The sequence below is a fragment of the Nostoc sp. LEGE 12447 genome, assembly GCF_015206985.1.
Lineage (GTDB): Bacteria > Cyanobacteriota > Cyanobacteriia > Cyanobacteriales > Nostocaceae > Nostoc.
This window is the reverse complement of the sequence record NZ_JADEXT010000075.1, coordinates 1-18,697: the sequence shown is the minus strand read 5'-3', so window position 1 is coordinate 18,697 and position 18,697 is coordinate 1. Positions and strand designations below refer to the sequence as shown.

Annotated in this window: 19 protein-coding genes and 1 pseudogene; 11 read left to right on the top strand and 9 right to left on the bottom strand. The window is 43.1% G+C overall.

What is annotated here, in order from left to right:
- Together IQ274_RS34290 and IQ274_RS34285 are read right to left on the bottom strand one after the other, a co-directional pair.
- On the bottom strand, window positions 1–88 hold an 88-nt coding region (locus tag IQ274_RS34290), incomplete at its 3' end, for a transposase-like zinc-binding domain-containing protein (RefSeq protein ID WP_416209853.1).
- Window positions 89–746: 658 nt separating this feature from the next.
- Window positions 747–1,301, bottom strand: coding sequence for an EF-hand domain-containing protein (locus IQ274_RS34285; RefSeq protein WP_194144978.1), 555 nt, complete (start codon window positions 1,299–1,301; stop codon window positions 747–749).
- Between the two features lie 189 nt (window positions 1,302–1,490).
- Between IQ274_RS34285 and IQ274_RS34280 the strand changes: the two genes are divergently transcribed.
- Both IQ274_RS34280 and IQ274_RS34275 read left to right on the top strand, forming a co-directional pair.
- Window positions 1,491–1,679 carry a hypothetical protein gene (locus IQ274_RS34280; RefSeq protein ID WP_163927793.1) on the top strand — a complete coding sequence of 63 codons (189 nt, stop codon included), beginning with the start codon at window positions 1,491–1,493 and terminating at the stop codon, window positions 1,677–1,679.
- Window positions 1,680–1,827: 148 nt separating this feature from the next.
- A complete protein-coding gene (locus IQ274_RS34275; protein WP_163927794.1) occupies window positions 1,828–2,991 on the top strand; it encodes a calcium-binding protein in 1,164 nt (387 codons plus the stop codon).
- Window positions 2,992–3,524: 533 nt separating this feature from the next.
- On the opposite strand, the gene IQ274_RS34270 is transcribed toward IQ274_RS34275, so the two are convergent.
- Window positions 3,525–4,103 carry a TetR/AcrR family transcriptional regulator gene (locus IQ274_RS34270; RefSeq protein ID WP_163927795.1) on the bottom strand — a complete coding sequence of 193 codons (579 nt, stop codon included), beginning with the start codon at window positions 4,101–4,103 and terminating at the stop codon, window positions 3,525–3,527.
- 126 nt (window positions 4,104–4,229) lie between these two features.
- On the opposite strand from IQ274_RS34270, the gene IQ274_RS34265 reads away from it, so the two are divergent.
- The gene (locus tag IQ274_RS34265) at window positions 4,230–5,570 is read left to right on the top strand and encodes a cytochrome P450 (protein WP_163927796.1); all 1,341 of its coding nucleotides are present in this window, start codon (window positions 4,230–4,232) and stop codon (window positions 5,568–5,570) included.
- A 177-nt stretch (window positions 5,571–5,747) separates the two neighbouring features.
- On the opposite strand, the gene IQ274_RS34260 is transcribed toward IQ274_RS34265, so the two are convergent.
- Window positions 5,748–6,095, bottom strand: coding sequence for a hypothetical protein (locus IQ274_RS34260; RefSeq protein WP_228058581.1), 348 nt, complete (start codon window positions 6,093–6,095; stop codon window positions 5,748–5,750).
- 53 nt (window positions 6,096–6,148) lie between these two features.
- Between IQ274_RS34260 and IQ274_RS34255 the strand changes: the two genes are divergently transcribed.
- On the top strand, window positions 6,149–6,472 hold the full coding sequence (locus IQ274_RS34255) for a hypothetical protein (protein ID WP_194144977.1): 324 nt from the start codon (window positions 6,149–6,151) through the stop codon (window positions 6,470–6,472).
- 210 nt (window positions 6,473–6,682) lie between these two features.
- Complete coding sequence (locus tag IQ274_RS34250) at window positions 6,683–7,204, top strand: hypothetical protein (protein WP_163927798.1); 522 nt, start codon at window positions 6,683–6,685, stop codon at window positions 7,202–7,204.
- Between the two features lie 107 nt (window positions 7,205–7,311).
- On the opposite strand, the gene IQ274_RS37080 is transcribed toward IQ274_RS34250, so the two are convergent.
- The 4 genes from IQ274_RS37080 to IQ274_RS34230 form a co-directional block, all read right to left on the bottom strand.
- On the bottom strand, window positions 7,312–7,599 hold the full coding sequence (locus IQ274_RS37080) for a hypothetical protein (RefSeq protein WP_228058580.1): 288 nt from the start codon (window positions 7,597–7,599) through the stop codon (window positions 7,312–7,314).
- A 101-nt stretch (window positions 7,600–7,700) separates the two neighbouring features.
- On the bottom strand, window positions 7,701–8,822 hold the full coding sequence (locus IQ274_RS34240) for a substrate-binding domain-containing protein (protein WP_228058579.1): 1,122 nt from the start codon (window positions 8,820–8,822) through the stop codon (window positions 7,701–7,703).
- A 3-nt stretch (window positions 8,823–8,825) separates the two neighbouring features.
- Window positions 8,826–10,409, bottom strand: coding sequence for a cyclic nucleotide-binding domain-containing protein (locus IQ274_RS34235; RefSeq protein ID WP_228058578.1), 1,584 nt, complete (start codon window positions 10,407–10,409; stop codon window positions 8,826–8,828).
- A 171-nt stretch (window positions 10,410–10,580) separates the two neighbouring features.
- Window positions 10,581–13,181 (bottom strand): adenylate/guanylate cyclase domain-containing protein, encoded by a 2,601-nt coding sequence (locus IQ274_RS34230; RefSeq protein WP_163927799.1) that lies wholly within the window; start codon window positions 13,179–13,181, stop codon window positions 10,581–10,583.
- Window positions 13,182–13,491: 310 nt separating this feature from the next.
- Between IQ274_RS34230 and IQ274_RS34225 the strand changes: the two genes are divergently transcribed.
- Window positions 13,492–13,836, top strand: coding sequence for a hypothetical protein (locus tag IQ274_RS34225; protein WP_163927800.1), 345 nt, complete (start codon window positions 13,492–13,494; stop codon window positions 13,834–13,836).
- A gap of 23 nt (window positions 13,837–13,859) precedes the next feature.
- Here IQ274_RS34225 and IQ274_RS37075 read toward each other — a convergent pair.
- Window positions 13,860–14,096 (bottom strand): annotated as a pseudogene (locus tag IQ274_RS37075) (IS4 family transposase); the annotation flags it as partial.
- A gap of 54 nt (window positions 14,097–14,150) precedes the next feature.
- Between IQ274_RS37075 and IQ274_RS34220 the strand changes: the two are divergent.
- The 5 genes from IQ274_RS34220 to IQ274_RS34200 all read left to right on the top strand — a co-directional run bounded on the left by IQ274_RS34220 (window position 14,151) and on the right by IQ274_RS34200 (window position 18,234).
- Entirely contained in the window at window positions 14,151–14,546 is a 396-nt protein-coding gene (locus IQ274_RS34220) for a PAS domain S-box protein (RefSeq protein ID WP_416209866.1), read from the top strand.
- Window positions 14,547–15,470: 924 nt separating this feature from the next.
- Window positions 15,471–15,617, top strand: coding sequence for a hypothetical protein (locus IQ274_RS34215; RefSeq protein WP_163927801.1), 147 nt, complete (start codon window positions 15,471–15,473; stop codon window positions 15,615–15,617).
- A 153-nt stretch (window positions 15,618–15,770) separates the two neighbouring features.
- Window positions 15,771–16,610 carry a sulfotransferase family protein gene (locus tag IQ274_RS34210; protein ID WP_194144976.1) on the top strand — a complete coding sequence of 280 codons (840 nt, stop codon included), beginning with the start codon at window positions 15,771–15,773 and terminating at the stop codon, window positions 16,608–16,610.
- 232 nt (window positions 16,611–16,842) lie between these two features.
- A complete protein-coding gene (locus IQ274_RS34205; RefSeq protein ID WP_163927804.1) occupies window positions 16,843–17,424 on the top strand; it encodes a CAP family protein in 582 nt (193 codons plus the stop codon).
- 387 nt (window positions 17,425–17,811) lie between these two features.
- The gene (locus tag IQ274_RS34200; RefSeq protein WP_194144975.1) at window positions 17,812–18,234 is read left to right on the top strand and encodes a hypothetical protein; all 423 of its coding nucleotides are present in this window, start codon (window positions 17,812–17,814) and stop codon (window positions 18,232–18,234) included.
- The last annotated feature ends 463 nt before the right edge of the window (window positions 18,235–18,697 follow it).

Here is an 18,697-nt window from a genome sequence, read left to right as displayed (position 1 = left end):
GACCACATTCCACACAAATGTAGTTTTGTTTACCTCTTTGTTTACCATTTTTGCGAATGTGGCTTGACGCACACCTTGGACATTTCATAGTGATCGCACTAATTCATATTTCTATTCTGCAACGCCAATTAATCCAACTACTGGCTTGCTCAAGCCAGCTTTGTTGTGTCCAAAGTAGTCCATCAAGATAAGTCACACAGATCCTCAAGGAGTGTTTTTATAATTGCAAATGCTTTTTTGTTAGTTTAACCTGACTTTAAAGACCAATGAATAACCTTGCTTTACAGCCTCCTGCTTTTTCAGCAAACCCTATATAAACCCTACCTCTGCATTGGATACCACCGTATCATCTCGGCTAACGCCACCGCCTCACCCAAGGCGCGTATACACATACACATATTCCCCCAACATTGCAATTGCAATCCTCTGTTGCCTTGCTTACTTAAACAAAGCTTTCGCATTCGACTTGGACTTGACCTGTGCTGCCTCCGGCTTTCTACCTTCTTTGCAAGCAGCGACAAAAAAGGCTGACGGTGACTTGACCCCAATCTTCGTTCGCACTGCCTCCTTCACATAAGCGATGGAAAGCGACAACCCGCCCTTGAGCGTTTATGCTCCTAGTGCATTATCCCAATACCGCCTGACTCTACACCCAATCTCTGTGTTTAGAAATCATTAGACTTTCAGTAATACCTTCAATCTTTGACAAATTCGAGATGTATAAGCGTGTTGCAGGTCTTTAAAGGTTATGAATCGAGAGAACCAAGCAGCCAATAGCCAGGAGAATCGAGTGAGTCGTCAAAGTAATAGGCGCGGATGGCTTCGAGCAGGTCATGGGTGGTAATGAAGCCATCTTCGTCCTTGTCAAGGTGACGGAATACCTCGCGGGAATCTTGCTCACAAAGGTGCATTAAAGCACCAGTCCATCGGATCTCATCAGTGACGGTCAGCCGACCATCACGATCCTGGTCAACGATATCCATAATCGATTCAAGGAAGGGCATATAGGCTTGGTCAAATGCTTCGGGGGTTTCTAGCAGTCCCAACGCGAACGCTCTTTTGTACTCAGCCTCACTGATGCGCTCATCGATATTTGTATCGGCTACTTGCAACAAGTGCTGCCACAAGCCTAAGCAAACATCGAGCAGCCGTTGTCGAGCAGGGGATTCTTCATCATGACCGAACTCTTCAGCCAGACGCGCAACAGACATCTCAAAGTCGCTCTGCTCAATAAAGCCATTATGATCGTCATCGAAGGTGCGGAAGCGTTTAGAGAGTTTCCGATCTAAGAAATGGTTCATGCGGTTTTTACGACATCACATATCTGCAAAAACATAATAACCCAAGTTGCGGGTTATCAAGGTGTCTGACTTTTCACGAGATGTGGAAAAGGGAGATTGGTTCTTGGATAATTTTTCTTTGTGTATATTTGCACCTACAGGGACTTAGGGAGCATCCCTGTAGGCGCAACCTGTGGTAGAAATCACCCAATGGCACCGCATGAATGGGTAATCGCTACCCATTCAATCAACCAATTCCCCATCCACAATCACAACACCCCACTGCGGATATTTCGCCAACAATTTCTTGATCATTATCATCAGTGCCGGATCATCATTCCAGCATTCCTTCAAGAAATCAAACCTCGGATTCTGCCCCGAATTCGCAGCAAAGCATGAGTTTCTGCATACGTCGTAGTCGCTCCAGAGCAGAATGTCTGCGGGGAAATCTTAGTTAATAGCTATATTTTGCAACATTTTTTCAAGAAAATACAGTTGATAACAAGTTAGTATACAGCAGTTAATCAAAAACAGGTAAAGCAAGATTATGGCAACAATTATAGGTACTGATGGGGACGATATTTTGATCGGAACTACTGGGGATGACAGAATTATCGCTAGTGCAGGGGATGATACGATTACTGGTGGAGATGGTAGGGATACCATTGATTACAGTAACTTAGAACAACCTGTAACACTTCAACCAGTGGTGATTCAAAAAGGCGTAATTGGAACTGATACGTTTAGAGATTTCTTTGAAACTGTTATTGGTGCTAGAGGACAGACTAATATTATTGATGCAACTACTGACAGTACCAATGTATCGATAGTAGCTGATTTATCCAAAGAAAAACTAGAAATTAGAGTTGTCGGTTCGCCACCAATAATAGTCAGTGTGAAAAATTTTGTGAATGTAATTGGTACAAATCAAAAGGACACTATTACTGGTGATGCTGTTGATAATGAATTATCTGGTAGCGGCGGCAATGACATTATTAGAGGTAGTGCAGGCAATGATACCTTAAATGGTGGAGATGGTACTGATACGGCTGATTATAGCAAAATAGGTGTAAGCTCTACCATCTTCATTGATGGAACTCTTCAAAAAGGTGGTGGGCTAGGTAGAGATTTACTTGGTAATTTTGAAAATCTTGTTGTTGATGCTAGCGTTGCAAATAACACTATCGATGCCTCAATTGCTCCTTCAGCACCCTTTGTAGTTGGAGATGCATCAGTTAACGTTAACCTTGAAAGTCAAAGTTTCGTAATTAATAATGTTCCTAACATAGGCACAGTTGAATTCAAATTTATAAACTTTGATAATGTTAAAGGTACAAATCAAAGTGACACCATTGTTGGAGATAGGCAAAATAATGTATTATTTGGCAATGGCGGAAACGATACACTTTCTGGTAAGAGCGGGAACGATACACTTGCTGGGGGGTTAGGTGCAGATACTCTCACTGGGGGACTAGGTGCAGATAAATTTGTTTTTACCAATGTATTAGAGGGTGTTGATATTATCAAAGATTTCAAAGCTGTTGAAGGTGACAAAATCCAGATTTCTCAAGCAGGTTTTGGTGCTATTTCAATTAGCGACTTCAGTTATGATCCCCTAAATGGTTCTCTGTTCTTCCAAGAATCTAGATTTGCCATTCTAGAAAATAAGCCTATTGGTTTTCAAACTAATTTAGATATTCAACTGGTTTAATCTCAAAGATTGTATAAGTTCAACCAAATAGTGGGACTTAGAGGTTGTTTGAAAAGTGTCAGTTTGAGCCTTAAATGCAACTTACAGAAGCGAACGCGAATTCCAGAACCCCCATTATCTCGTTCAACTTCTAGGATAGCCAGAGTAGTCAAACATACATTAGATGACTTTTCAAACAGCCTCTTAGAGTCTTCCTTGCTCCAATTACTGTTATGGTGCTACTCGCCAAAACTTTAGATGACAGAAGGTCACAAAGATAATACTTGCTTCCTCATTATTGTAACTCTGCAATACTTGCAGCAGACTTATTAGGCAACCTTTTTGGCGACTGTTGCTTTCATCTGATTCAGTGAGCGAGGGTTATCTTCAAGTGCGATCGCTTAGGCTAAAGCTTACCCAAGAAATGCGATCGCTAAACATACAAACTTCAACATAAATCTTGTGTTACAGTCCGTAAAAGCCCGTACCTGACAACGTTCGCGTAGCGTCTCGTAGAGAAGCTGATTGACTCTGTTCTACTTGGCATCACCGTGCTACTTGATTAAAAGATGTAAAGCACGACGAACATATACTTCCCAAGGCTCAGTCTGAGGTTGAAAAATTTGTGCATAAAGCATAATTCCACTCATCGTATCAAAAACTAAACTAGGATCTAAATCTGCGTGAACTTCTTTTCTCACTTTTGCTCGTTCAATTACAACAGCAAAAGCTTGCCGTCGAGGTTGCAGATACTTTGTCCAATAAATTTGAGCAAATTGAGGACTAGTTGAGGCATTACTAATAATCATGGCAACAGTCTGCCGTCCCAAAGGACTAAGCGTAACTTGCGCGGCATTCTCAATCAGAGCATCAATATCATCCCAAAGACGACCAGTGTCAGGGATAATAACTTCTTCTCTAAAACTTTCTATTGCCGATGCAATCAGTTCTTCTTTACCTTTGTAGCGTCGGTAAATAGTGGGTTTACTAACTCCGGCACGGACTGCAATTGCGTCAATACTTGTACGTTCATATCCAACTTCTGATAGAAGTTCCAAGCTTGCTTGCAGAATGGCTTGATGAGATTGAAGGTTACGAGGTCGTCCTGGCAGATTTTTCACGGGTTTATTCATACAATTATCATCTCAAAGCATCAGTATTTAGACAACTTGCGAACAGTTACTGAGTTGACATTCTCTCACTTTTTACGATACCGTATCGTAAATATAATCTCTCATCACTCAAAAGTGAGAAAAAACATGACTAGCTTTTCAAGCGGACGAACACTGCCATTACCCCCTGGTCGCTTCGGTTTGCCCATCATTGGCGAATCCATTAGTTATTTGCAAGAGCCAGCATATTTTATTCGGCAGCGACAAAAGCAATATGGAGCAGTCTTCAAAACTCATCTATTTGGTCGCCCAACGATTGTCTTAATTGGGGCAGATGCCACACGTTTTCTATTCACTAATGAAAGTCAGCGATTTGAGATGACTAATACTACAAGTTTCGAGACGCTACTAGGAGCCAACTCAATTGGAGTCAAGACAGGTACTGCTCACCAAAAACTTCGTAAACACTTGTTCAAGTCCTTTGAGCCAAGAGCGTTAGCTGACTATGCCAAAACAATGGAACAGTTAACCCATCGTTATCTGCATAAATGGGAAGAGATGAAAACTTTCACTTGGTATCCTGAACTGAAAAAATACACGCTTGATATTGCCTGTAGGTTGTTTATAGGTGTTGATAATGCCGCAAATGAGAACTTGGAAAAAGTTTACGAGGCTTGGAGTAATGGACTATTATCTATTCCGATTCGATTTCCTCTAAGCAAGTTTGCTCGTGCAGTTCGTGCGCGAGAGCATCTTCTTGTGCAATTTGATCAGTTAATTGTTCAACGTCAAAAACAACCTATTGCCCATCGAGATGTTTTAGGAATTCTATTACAAGCACAAGATGAGGAAGGGAATCGTCTGAGTAGTGAGGATGTGAAAGATAACGTGTTAGCAATGCTTGTTGCTGGACACGAAACTTTAACCTCAGCACTAACTTCCTTATGTTTATTGTTAGCTCAACATCCACAAGTGTGGCAAACAGCACGTTTGGAACAAGCGAAAATTGGACACGCACAACTGCTGACACCAGAATGTCTTAAGCAAATGACCTATCTAGAGCTTGTGCTAAAAGAAGTTCTACGGATGCTGCCTCCAGTCGTTCGTAGCGGTTTGCGCAAAGTACTAAAAGAAAGTGAGCTTGCTGGATACCGTATCCCCCAAGGCTGGGACGTGTTTTACCAAATTCAGGAAACTCATCAAGACGAGAATGTTTACGCTCAATCTCAACAATTTGACCCACAACGTTTTGCATCTGAATCCACTCAAGACAAACAAAGGGTTGGAAGCTATATTCCTTTTGGTGGTGGGATTCGAGAATGTTTAGGTAAAGAGTTTGCTCGGTTAGAAATGAAACTGTTTGCCGTACTATTGATCCGTGACTATGAATGGGAAATACTTCCTGGGCAAAATCTAGAACACTTAGTACTACCATTTTCTCGCCCGAGGGATGGTTTGAAAGTCAAGTTTTGGAGACGCAAAGGCTAAGAGTGTAAAATCGTATTGCTACAAGTAGATATTCATCACTTGAAAAAAATTCATTCTGAGCGACGGGCGCGGCGGAAATTTCACCCTCATGAACTGTTTTGGTTTCTACACCCGGAACTGAATTTTCAACTAACAACGAAGTGAAATTACTTTGTTCTACATTTTCATGAAAGTCAATCAAAGCCAGTTTTGCAATGACTCAAACCAAGCAAATTCCGACTCTAGCTGCCATTGAGTCTGCGCGCGATCGCTCTTGTGCAAAAAAGCACTGCACCCTTGAGAAACAGAGGTTTCACCAGGGGTATCGCTTGCACAAGCTGTAACCATTGCCTTAAACTCAGGCGACTCCCAGAGACTATTTCCCGGAGCGAAACTATATTCTAAGCTGTTGCGAACCAGTCGCTTAAGGTCTTTATATCCCAGCCTATATCTTGTTGCCGCTAATAGATACTCATGAGCTTGGGTAAGGTTGAGTGGGGTAGGTGAATACCCAATGTGTGAAAAGATACGATAAGTAATTAACAATGGTAATACTTAATACTTTTACCTTCACATCCAATGGCATTTGAACGACAATTATGAGTAACCCTCTTTCCCATCCCGAAGATCCAGACTTCCATTCATCTATTCAGGAGAATCTAAAACAGCTTTCTGCTCAGTTGGGATCTCCTTTGTCCGAATTATCAGTCATGGAAATATACCAGAATGCGTGCGATCTACTGAGCTACGTTTCCCCATCACCTCTTACTCTTGCCCGCGTTGCAGGAACATTACTGGTCTACCGAGTCATGGATACAGAACCGGAAGAATTTGAGTGGTTCAGCACCCAAGTGAAACAATGTCTGCACGAAGAAGAAGTTGAGGAGTTGATTGAATCTATACATCGCACGGATACTTTGTAATCTTTCTCGTAATTGTTGCAATACGAATTGGCTAATTAAGTTTTCAAACAATCCAAGCTGACTCAATCACTGACGACGTTTAGTGTGACGTTCATAATCCTCAAAACGAATCTTAGCGATCGTACTTCGAGAAAAAGTTCTGGCAACAATACCCTCGCCTCGACCACCAGCACCCTCATCCAGAGCTAATAAGGTTTTTTTCTTTTTCTTATGTGGTTCTGGTCTGCCGATTCAGTAGAACAAGAATTATTTGATTTGTATGCTCCAGCCCTGCGGTCGCTCGGCGTAAATTTTAATGACGAGCAACTCCAAGACACTCTAGAAGCATCCAGCTATAGTTTAGAAGATGCTTTCAGGAGCGCAATCATTTATATACTCTGGCTCGAAGAAAACCTGAAACCGATCTACCCGACTGCTATACTAATCGACGCACTCGCAAATCAATGGCGCACCAAGTATTGGAAGCCGGAGTATTTAGAACTTGAACAGTTGCTCTCAAGAGGAAAGCGTTGGTGGAGGGCAGCAGTAGATAAGTGGGGTTACGACGAGCGTAATCAACTGGTTGCAGACATATTTTACGACCACGGGCAGGAATTTATTAAGTTCCGCAATGGTAAAGAAATTCTAGTTGACACTGCTTATAAGTGGGGATGGGAGCGAGTCGCAGATTATGCCTCCCCCTTTTCAGAAAATAATTGGTCGCTTGGCGGTATCAATGCAAGGGAATCTTGATCTACACCTTCTGCACAAGAGTAGACATGCACCGTCAAGCAGCAATCGCTTTAGCTGCACGCTATTCTGAGACAGTGTGATTTTACCTCTCGCAATCCACCAACACGCTATCCGCCGTCACCAATCCCCACTGCGGAAACTTCCCCAGCAATTTCTTGATCACAATCTGCTTTCGCAGGGTCATCATTCCAGCACGAGAGCAAGAAGTCAAAACCCGGATTCTCGCCCGAATTCGCCGCTCGATTCAGTTTTTCCCTTCTTACAGGTCGAATATTTGACCTCGCTACAATCGCCTCATGTGACCATTTTTCAGGAGCAGTGACAGGCGCGGCGGAACTTTCACCCTCATTTACCGCTTTCATATCTCCACCTGAAACTGAATTTTCAACAACCATTAACGTTCGCGCAGCGTCTTGTAGAGAAGCAGAATAACCTTGTTTTGCTTTCTCCTCTGTTTGATGAGCGTAGACGTGAAACTTCTATATTACCAAAATTGCTAATTTTTCTTACTTGCTGACTTCAACAACTCTTTATTACCCAACACTAGTAAAAACTTAGTTTTTGACTCATCTAATACGGTTGGTTTAACTGGAAGGTAGCCAAGATTAGAAATTTCTTGACCCAAATAAGTCAAGTAATAGTTAATAAATCCTTCTAATTCCGGTCGCTTCCGAATCGCTTTCGCATCTGCATAAATGTACAAAGGGCGAGTTAGAGGATATCCTGGCAGGAAAGGGTCTACTTTATCAATAGCGATCGCCCTCAACTTCTCGCGATTTTCTTGATAAGAGCCGTACTCTAAAAAACCAACCATGTAAGGATTAATTAAAGCTTCTGAGTACAACTGCTCTACAAAGTCATAAGATATCGTATTGGGAGCACTAGTAAGTTGGCTAAAGTTCCCCTTGAGAATAGCTTCGGCAAACAAGTCAACTGATCCCCCAGTACCAGCCCCCTCTGGAACAATGCGTTTAATCAACTCTTGTGGCCATTTGGGATTGACATCTGACCACTTTTGGACGGTAAATACCTTTGCCAGTTCGTCGCGTGTCAGAGTATTTGGGACGAAATTATTCTGAGAACTAACTACAATAGTCACTGCATCGGTGGCAATTTGAAAGCCGATCGGCTGAATACCTGACTTGGCACAGGCGGCTAACTCCTGACTGGTAATCGGGCGAACTGCATTAACAATATCTATTTTTTTCTCTTGGCAAAATAGCTTGAAGCCAACGACTGTATCAATACCAGCGAGATTAATCTTACTAGGATACCCGTCTTGGATAAAGCGTTCAGCAATAGCCTGACTAATTGGTAAAACTACCTGAGTTCCCGATATCGCTATTGTTCCCTCTAGTTCTAGGGGGTTTACCTCCGGAAGCGCAATGCCTTGTTGAGCTGAGTCTTGGGTTGAGAGTGATTTAACTAATTTCCTCTCGACTTTCTGAATACCTAAATTTTCTTTTGAAGATTTGTCCGTACCAGCCTGATTGTCAATATTTGCTTTTGAGGTTTTTGATTGATCGGCGCAGGCTATTAATAGTAAAACTATGCTGAACAAAAATAAGTAATTTCTGAAACTTTTTACTCTAGTTATCCCGATCCTGATTAATGACATATATTATCTTCCCATTTGCACTCGGCGACCATTTTTGTTATTTCGCAGATTTACATCCTCCTTAATTCCTTTGGCAAGTCGAACCATCTTTTTCCGTTCTTCGATATACTGAAGAATCTCCGAGGCAAATTTGTTGTTAGACTCGATTATTTCAATAACCTCGTCCGTTGGAATTACTATAACCTCAACATCTTCATTGGCGATCGCTGTAACTGGGCTTACCTCCCCTGGAAAGATAGCCATTTCACCAAATACTTCGTTAAGTTCCAGCTCGTCCACTATCTGACGGTTCCCTTGTGGGTCTTTGAGATAAGCCTGTCCCGCACCCTTGAAGATAATATAAAGTCCCTCGTCTTCTTTACCTTCCTGAATAATTAACTCATCCTTACCATAGGCTTTAAATCTAGCCTGTTCACTCAGTTTTTCAATTTGATTATCATTGAGCGTTAGGAAATATGGGAGCGATCGCAAATAAGTTACCAATTCCTTTTGGCGGTTCTCGACTACTTGAGGAATCCGGCTTGGTATTCCTTTTTGAGTATCGACATCGTACTGTACTTGAATTGGATAAGGCATAGTAAAGCCATAACGTTTGGTTATATAGTAAAGTCGAAATTTGAGTTCCGCAGAAACGATCCAATCTTTTTCCGGCACTACTTTATAAGAAAGCTTGTAAGTAATACTGAAGTCTTCATAGGAACTAACCAGAGCAGGATCTTTGGCTTCGATCGTATCTATACCCTCCGTCAAAGTATTTAGGGCTGAAATCACTTCACCAGGAGAATCGTCATAAGAAAATGAGGCGTAAATACTTTTCCAGATTCCTCTCTGACCGTAATTGATAATGCTTGCCTTCGACAACACTCCGTTGGGAACGTTGAATGTCATCACCGGATTTTTCATAGTGACTGACCACCAGTTTTGTTCAATTACCCGTCCTTGCTTTCCATCTAACTCAATCCAATCACCTGTTTTGAAAGGTTTGGCAAATAGCAGCAGTAATCCTGACACCAGGTTACTGAGAGTATCTTGCAGTGCTAGGGCAATTACCGCTGAAGCTATGCCCACAGCGCTGCCCAAGCCAGTCAAATTTATATTCCAAATTCCATTGATAATGTGATAACCAATGGCAAAGATTACCACACCCCTAGCTACCTGAAAGAACAGGCTAGGTACATGAATTTGCCATTTTATCGGTTGTTTTTTTGTGGTCAACAGGGCGTTAATTAAAGAAATTCCCGCCACAATCACGGCAACCCAAGTTAACGTTTCCACAAAACGTGCCCAGGAATCTTTGCCAGCGACGCTTAAAAGCTGTCGCATGACCAAAATTATGGCTAAGGGAGGTAACACATACTCCCGTATCTGACGCAGAGCAACTGCTAAGGGGTGCTGCTGCCGTTCTAATCTTGAGGCAGCTTCATCAAGCAGTATACCGAACAATGGAAATCCCAGCCCCAAAATTAATATCCATCCCAGAAATGATTTATCCATGATTGTTTTTTTACAAACAATAAACAGTGAGTAAGCTGTTACGCAAATAAGATTGCACATCAACTGATGAGGTTGTCCTTTGTCATTAGTCATTTGTCCTTAGTAAACACAAATGACTAATGGCTAATGAAGGTCTACACGGAAAATAGTGCAATATGTAGTGGTTTAAATCTCCAACTCCAATTCTCTTTAATTTTGAATTTTGTTAGCGAGTCTGCATTCGCGCAGCGTCTCGTAGAGAGCGTCATTTTGAATTTTGAATTGTTAAACACCTATTTTTTCCAACTCAGGTTCCGCTGCTGCTTCTTTCATAATTTCGCTCAGGAATGTATAAGCTTCTTCCCATGCTTTTCGCACTGGCGTAGTAAAGTCTTCACCCAGTCCTTGCGCTAACGTCCACAGCAAAGCTTCGCCGACAATATCGTAGTATTCAGCCTTGACACCATAGCTGGCATGGCTGCGACCAAGCTTCTGAACGGGACCGACAATCTTATCTGGTTGACGCAAACCTTCCACGGCGAGAGCTAGCGTAGCCATTAGCTTACGTTCCTGCTCTTTCATATCCCCCTTAAATAAAGCACGAAAAGAAGGCTCTAATTCAAACAGTCGGTTGTAGAACAGTTCGGCAGCCTTATCAGCGATGGGTTTAACTTTAGCAAAGGATGACTGAACTAACTCCACTTGACTTAGAATTAACTTCCTCGTGGTTACTAGCGTCCAGGTTTCTACTTCACCCAGTCCTGGAATTTTCACGACTGGGTTTTGGATGAATGTGTAGCTATCGGCTATGCGATCGTACACACTCTGAGTGATCAAAATATAGTTCAACTCAGCTTGGCTTTGAAGATTGCTTGCTATATATGCTGTTTCTCCCCAAATGCTGTATCCAAATCGCTGTGTTCCTATTACACCTGCTGTCACAGAACCTGCATGAATGCTGATGCGTAAAGCCAAGGCAGAATTATGATTAACATTCAGACGCTGGATTATGTCTAACATGGCTAGGGCAAAATCAACAGTTCGCTGGCTATGGTCAAATCTCACTTCAGTGAGTCCACATACTGCCACATAGCTTGTACTCAGGGAGTTCTGTCGTTCCAACCCGTAGCGTTCTGCAGAATCATAGAATTCATCAAATAGCTCGGTGAGCAATTTTGTTATCTCTGACGGTGACAGGCGTTTGTTCAACTCAGCAATCCCAGCCAGATGAGCATTGAGGATGGTTACTTGCTTGAAGTTTTCCGCAATGGATAGCTCTCCTTGTTTCCTGCGTTCGGCGATCGCTCTTGGTAAGATATTCTGCAAGAGAATATCGTTTTCCTGCTTCTTGGTTTCCAGCTCTTCCTCAGTTTGATGTAATTTGTTCGCCACCTCTTTGAACTCTGTTGCCAATTCCCCAAACTCGTCAAGGGATGTCACATCAACTTCTGTGTCCAGTTCCCCAGCATTCAGTTTCCGGGCGCTATCAGTCAAACGACGCAGAGGAGAGGTAAAAATTTTCGCAGCAATTGCCGCTAAAAACGCCGTCCCCAGTAAGAAAAGCGTCGCTGCTATCAGCAACATTACCTGTAACGTGTAAAGCGGACGATAAGCTTCCCCTACCTCCATCTCTGCTATAATCCCCCAACTTAACCCGTTCAACTTCAAAGGACTGTATGAACTCAATACCTCTGCCCCCCGATAGTTGCGGTCTACCATCATCCCTTGTTGCCCTTCTAAGGCGGCTTTAGCGGCTAAACTATTGATTTTCTGTAAGCTAATGGTAGTGTTAAAGTTCTCCATTAGTTGTAGAGTTCTCTGGTCAGCGCCCGTGTAACGAACAGCATTTTGATATTTTTTGGGGTCTTCAACCCAAAAACGAGATGTCGAACGCATTAGGGAATCGGGTCCGACTAAATAAGCTTCCCCTGTTTTCTGCAAACCACTACCTTCCCAATTATTATTCCGGCTAATAGCGCTGTTGATCTTTTCAATAGGAATTTGCACTGCCAAGATGCCAATCATGTTAGAACCGCTATAAATCGGAGTTCCCAGGAAAGCAGATGGAGCATTATAAGAGGCACGGTAAGATTTGAAATCAACAACTTGAATGCTACCTTGAGTCGGATTTGTCTGGACTGCCTGCACCAATTCCTTTAGTCCATTCCGGGAGTCATAACTCTGTAGTGGATTAGTGGCAAAATCTGTCTCTTTAAAATAGGAATAGATGATATCTCCTGTTTTAGGATTAATCAAAAATAAATCGTAATAACCAAATTTTTCGATAATTCCTGCAAAGATTTTTTGATATTTGGCGTGAGCCTTGGTGTAAGCGCTGCCATCACCAGCATCAAGGAGCTGGTTTTTTTTGCCGATTGGATTGGGGTTAGAAGCAATGTAGTAATACTGGAGATAACGAGCGGCTTGTCCCAGGGGCTGATAGGCACTGGGGTTCAGTTCTTCAGAGGAGAGATTCTTTTTCAAGCGAGGAAAAAATTGTTGGGTGTAGTAAGCTTCCATTGCTGTATCCCATTCGGAGGGAATAAAGTTGCGCTCCAGGTTGCGGAAACCCCCATTCAAATCCACCATTGCTTTCACGATGTTGCGATCTGCTGCCAGCATCCCTACTTGGTTATTCAAATTTTCAAAGTACGACTCAAACTGCTCGGCTTTGGTTGTACGGATACCGGAAAGTTGCTCGGCGATTTTACTTCTAAGGGTAGCTTGTGTTTGATACCAACCAATCCCACTAACTACTACTACAGAACCCAGGCTAACTCCGAGGAGCAATGCTTGCAGCTTGGATTTAATTGTCCAGTCACCCAGTTTTAGATTAATTAGGGAGCCATTACGCAACTTCTGCAAGCCCTTTTCGGGATTTAACATCTTTTTTATTAATTTTGATGGTGAATATTTAACCTATTGCTTACGTCCAAACCAATATATTTACTATTTCTAGATTTTTTTAAGTTTTTGATCCTTGTATTTGTATTTCTTTGTTTTATCTATTTATTCAGATTAATGTAGTTAAGTCAAGCGGCATCACAAATTATTTTTAAATAAGTTATTCCGAACTTTAAACTAGAGAAAGTAGGAGACTAGTACAGGCAAATTTAAAAAACACAAATATAGCTTATTATCAGGTTGATTGTTTCAAAACCGATAACACATATTAGCTTAAGTTAAAAAGAAGAAATTGACTTATTATTTTCATGTGTTTGACGCTCATAAAAATGGTGTTTTGGGAAAACCTGACTTTGATAAAATTGTCAATGGTGTTGCAAAAACTTATAACATCGTACAAAATTCAGAAATCTACCATTATATTTCCTCAACTTATGGTAAGCGCTGGGATGCTCTTGCAAAAGAGGCAGACACAAACGCTGACAACAAAGCGTCTTTAGATGAGTGGCTTTCCTATCAATACAAGTTATTGAACTATTCCAAAAGCGACTTCCTCTGGCTGAAAATAGCAAGTATGTTTTACGATATTCAGGATATAGATAAAGACGGTGTAATTCTCCGTGAGAGGTTAAGATAACTGCACTTTTGTCAATAGGATGCGGGAAAAGGGGATAAATCCAGCTTGGAGACTGGCAATCGCTTGGCTTTGACTACTCCTAAATCTTGATTCTCTTTGGCAACAAAATACTTAACGGGGTCATGGGCATTACCTTGATCGTAAGCAACGCTAAAATGCTAGAAACCGCGATAAATCATCTCTAAAGAAATGCGGTCAAATGGTAGAGATAATTCATCGGCAACAGCATCTGCTAAATCAATTAAAACAGGATGAAATAACTAAAAATTTCGGTTCCAATTATCCAAGGTAACAACCTGTGGGGATTACTGAACGTGGTTGAAAGCTTTGCTCCTCGACAGTGGGAAACGGAAGAAATTGCTTTAGTGCAACAGCTTTCGACCCAGATGGCGATCGCAATTCAACAAGCTACTGCTTATCAACAGCTGGAAACTGAACTTGCAGAGCGGCAAAAAACAGAAGCGCATCTCCGGCAAAGCGAACAACGATATGCTTCTTTGGCCGCCGCCGTTCCAGTCGGCATTTTCCGAACCGATGCTCAAGGAAACTGTTTTTACGTTAATGAACGCTGGTGTTCTCTTACCGGACTAACTCCTGAAGAAGCAGCCGAAACTGGATGGATTAAATCGGGTGTAATCGCTCCTTTTGAGCGGGTGCAGCGAGAAAAGATTGTGATTGCTATGTCGGGGGAAAGTGTACACGCGCCTTAGATGAGGCGGTAAACTTACAGCAAATAATGCGGCGGTATCCGATGCAGGAGTAGAGGCAATACTTCTCGGGTTTTGCACTTTTAACTCGGAATCGGGTTTGGGGAAAAGGTTAAAGGGTAAGGGTTAAAGGTTTTTTCTTTTCCCTTTCCCATTCCCCTTTTTCCCTTAACAGAAAAGTATTGGGAGTAGAGGTACTGCATCTGCTTAGATTTCTGCTGTACAAAAGGAAAAATGTCAGAAATGTTTGCGTTTACACTTCTACATACTGCTTCATACTATCGGTCTTGAGTGAATGGCACGCTTGTTAAGCTGAACGGTAGGCGGCGTAAGAATTGCAGAGGAGAATTTCTCTTGCTTCTTTCCGTATGCCTCAAGTTTTCTGTGCGTATGCTTCTTCCTTCTTCTTTCTCCCCTGCTCCTCTGCTCCTCTGCACCCCTACTGCCTCAACGATTTTCCCTTTACAAGCGTGCCATTCGGTCTTGAGTCAAAGGTACGTCCAGGACAACTCAAAAAATTCAAGAGTCTAAAAAACCAATTATTAAGCATCTATTAAATGTTTACTTAAATGTCTTAACTGTCCTTGCATCGTAAATGTATTAAATGTATAGTGCTACGTATCCTTAAATCTACTAGTCTGCCAACCCAAAATTGTTGGGTGAGGGCTGGGAAAAGTGGAAAGGTTAAAGAGTAAGGGATTTAAAACATGAGTCCCTTTCCCCTTTGCCCTTAAAAGAGCTAAGTCACGAAAGCAAACTACTAGCCATACTGACAATAGTTGCCCTCGGCGGCCCAGAAATTAAAAGTCAGTATTTGAATAAACCTGATTATCGTTCATGAAAAGGTATGTGCTTTTGGCAACCTCTTCATGACACCTGTTTTTGTTGCTGTTGCCAAATTGTTAAACAAACTTGGGGTTAAATCGAATGGCACTGTATCAAGTCACTCAAACCACTGATAACGGAAACGGAGACACAGTAGGCACTCTCAGCTATGCCATCCTCCAAGCCAACCAACTAGCAGGAGATGACACCATAAGTATTAATTATATAGGACAAAGATCCAAGTTTTGACTAGGATCTTTGTTCGATGCGGCAATTAAGGCGATCGCTATATAATCCATTTCACCCAAGCAAAATGTTAATAACCGCCTGGCTTATGCAAGCAAAACACACAGGTGCAAAAGCTTCTATGTCAAGGCAACAAATAAAAGCCGGTTAATCGTTATGACTGCCAAAATCCACTTTATCTCCGGCTTACCTCGTTCCGGTTCCACCTTACTCGGAGCGTTACTTCGGCAAAATCCCCGGTTTCATGCCAGCATGACTAGCCCCGTTGGTAGTCTGGTGAACCGAATGCTAGAAGCAATGAGTGAAGAGAATGAATATTCAGTCTTTATCACCCCTGAGCAAAAACGGGCATTAACCTTAACTATTTTTTCCACATTCTACGATCCGCAAGCTCAAAAAGAAGTCATCTTCGATACTAATCGGTTGTGGTGTAGCAAATTGTCCTTAATTCAAGAGCTATTTCCTGGCTCAAAGGTGATTTGCTGCGTGCGAAATGTCGCTTGGATTATGGATAGCATCGAACGGCTGATTAGAAAAAACGCTTTTGATGTGTCGCGGATGTTTAATAATGCTGGTGAACGTTCCACAGTTTACACCCGCACCGAAGCCTTGAGTCAAGGGGGACGATTAGTGGGGTTTGCTTATAACGCCCTCAAAGAAGCATTTTATAGCGAACACAGCGCCTCTTTGCTTTTGGTGGACTATGACTTATTGAGCCAAGCACCTGATAAAACTCTATCGCTGATTTATCAATTTTTGCAGGAGGAACCCTTTGAGCATGATTTTGCCAATGTGGAATACGAAGCTGAGGAATTTGATAATCGGCTGAATACTAAGGGACTACATCAGGTGCGTCGCAAAGTCGAGTTTCAGCCGCGACTGACAATTTTACCACCAGATTTATTTACTAAGTATGATGGGTTGTCTTTTTGGAAAAACCCTAGCAATAGTTTGGCTAACGTGATTGTCGCCCAGCCGGTAGAAGCGGTGAGGTAATGAAGCTTTAAATTGTTCCTCTTTCCTAACAAGCTGCAACTTTGATACATCGACCTGCACCTTTGTTGCATTCATCTGCAACTTTGATGTATTGACCTGCACCTTTGTTGCATCAACCTGCACCTTTGTTGCATCAACCTGCACCTTTAATGCATTCACCTACAACAAAGTTACATTGACCTGCAACTTTGTTGCACTGACCTGCAAAAGCTAACCCAAGATATACAAAACCATGAATAAATTATTTTCAACTCTAACCCTAACAACAGCTACAGCTTTAACCGTTGCAATTACCACAGGAGTAATGAGCAATAACTCAGTTTTTGGAGAAACATCTATTGACTTAGCCGCTATGCGTAGCGCAGCTGTGTCTAAACACAACACTTATCGAGCCACCCATCGTAGCCCTAACATTACTATCGATAATTCTCTAAACACAGGCGCTCAAGCTTGGGCTGAGAAGATTGCTAGTAGTGGAAACTTTGAACACAGTAACACTCCTAATGTCGGAGAGAACATATACGCTTCTTATACTTCAGAGACTTCCATAGACCCAACCACCCTTGGTAACGGAGCAGTTGAAGACTGGTATAGCGAAATTAAAGATTACAAGTACGAGAGTCCAGGCTTTTCTAGCGAAACTGGGCATTTTACTCAGGTGGTGTGGAAAGGCAGTACCAAATTAGGCTGTGGTGCAGCACAAGGTACTGCAACGATTGAAGGTAATAAATATAACGCCTTCTATGTGGTTTGTCAGTATGCTACCGCAGGTAATGTGCAAGGGCAGTTTCCTGATAACGTGCTGAAACCTTAGTCATTTGCTGTTTGCCCACCTTACAAATAACTCAGAACCCCGACTTCTTCAAGAAGTCGAGGTTCTAAATCGCTGGATTTAGTTTAAGTGGCACTCCCTCCACTCTACAAATAACTTCTCATTGACATCAAAAAATAAAAAAATCAAATGACAAACTTCATCGTCAACCAAGCCACCGATGACGGCACTGGAAGTACCACAGGCACCCTCAGTTATGCAATTCTCCAAGCGAACCAATTAGCAGGAGATGACACCATTACAATCAATAACGATGTCCGTTTCACTGGGGTAGTGAAAACTCTGGTAAACAGCAACATCAGCATTGTGGGCAACAACCACAGCATCAGCGGCGATGCCAATAATAACGGCATCAACGACAACGGCGACGTGCGCCCCTTGTTCATTTTGTCGGGAACCGTCGGTATTTCTGAGCTAACCATCACCAATGGACGAGCTAAAGGGGGAGATAGTAACGGCGGCGGCGGCGGTGCTGGATTGGGGGGCGGCTTGTTTATTTATGATGGCAATGTATCCTTAACCAATGTCGATTTTAGTAATAACGCGGCACAAGGCGGCAATAGCAATGTCGGCATCGGCAACGGCGGCGGCGGGATATTCGGCAATACTGGCGGCGGCTTCGGCGGCGGCGGACTTTTTGATTCTGGCAGTGGCGACAACGGCGGTTACGGTGGTAACGGTAACTATGGCGGTGGTACTGGTGCTTTCGGCGGCGGTGGAAATGGGAGTTCTAACAGTGGTAGTAGTGCTGGCGGCTTCGGCGGCGGCGGGCGTGGTCGCCGCGGTGCCTAAGCCAGTCAAGGGAAGTACCTAGCTTGTCGCTGGGCCTGGCCTGAGATTTGAGGGTCAGGCCAGGTCCCGGCGGCGAGTCGCGCGGCGGAACCCGCAGCGCAATCGCAACTAAATTCTCTGGACGGAGGCCGAGTCGGCCTCGTATCGTAAAGAGTCATACCTACAGTTCGGAACTGGTCGATCCGCCGGCCCCCTGCCGGCGACCCTCGGTCGACCCGATTTGTGCCCGCCGTCTTGCAGCGGGGCGCGGGCAGCAGGCGAGTTCGAAAAGTCTTCGGTTAGTTCCGCCGAGTACGGGCCGTGAGCCCGTGCTTGTGGCGGCGGGTCGCTGCCGCGCCAGTGGCGAGCGACGAACGACTCGGGCCTACCCGTTTCTGAATGCTCCGCGAGAAGAAGAGAAGAGTAGAGCGAACATGGAAGCAGGCGAATTGCTCCTCCGGCGTGGACTGTTGGACCGCGGTCA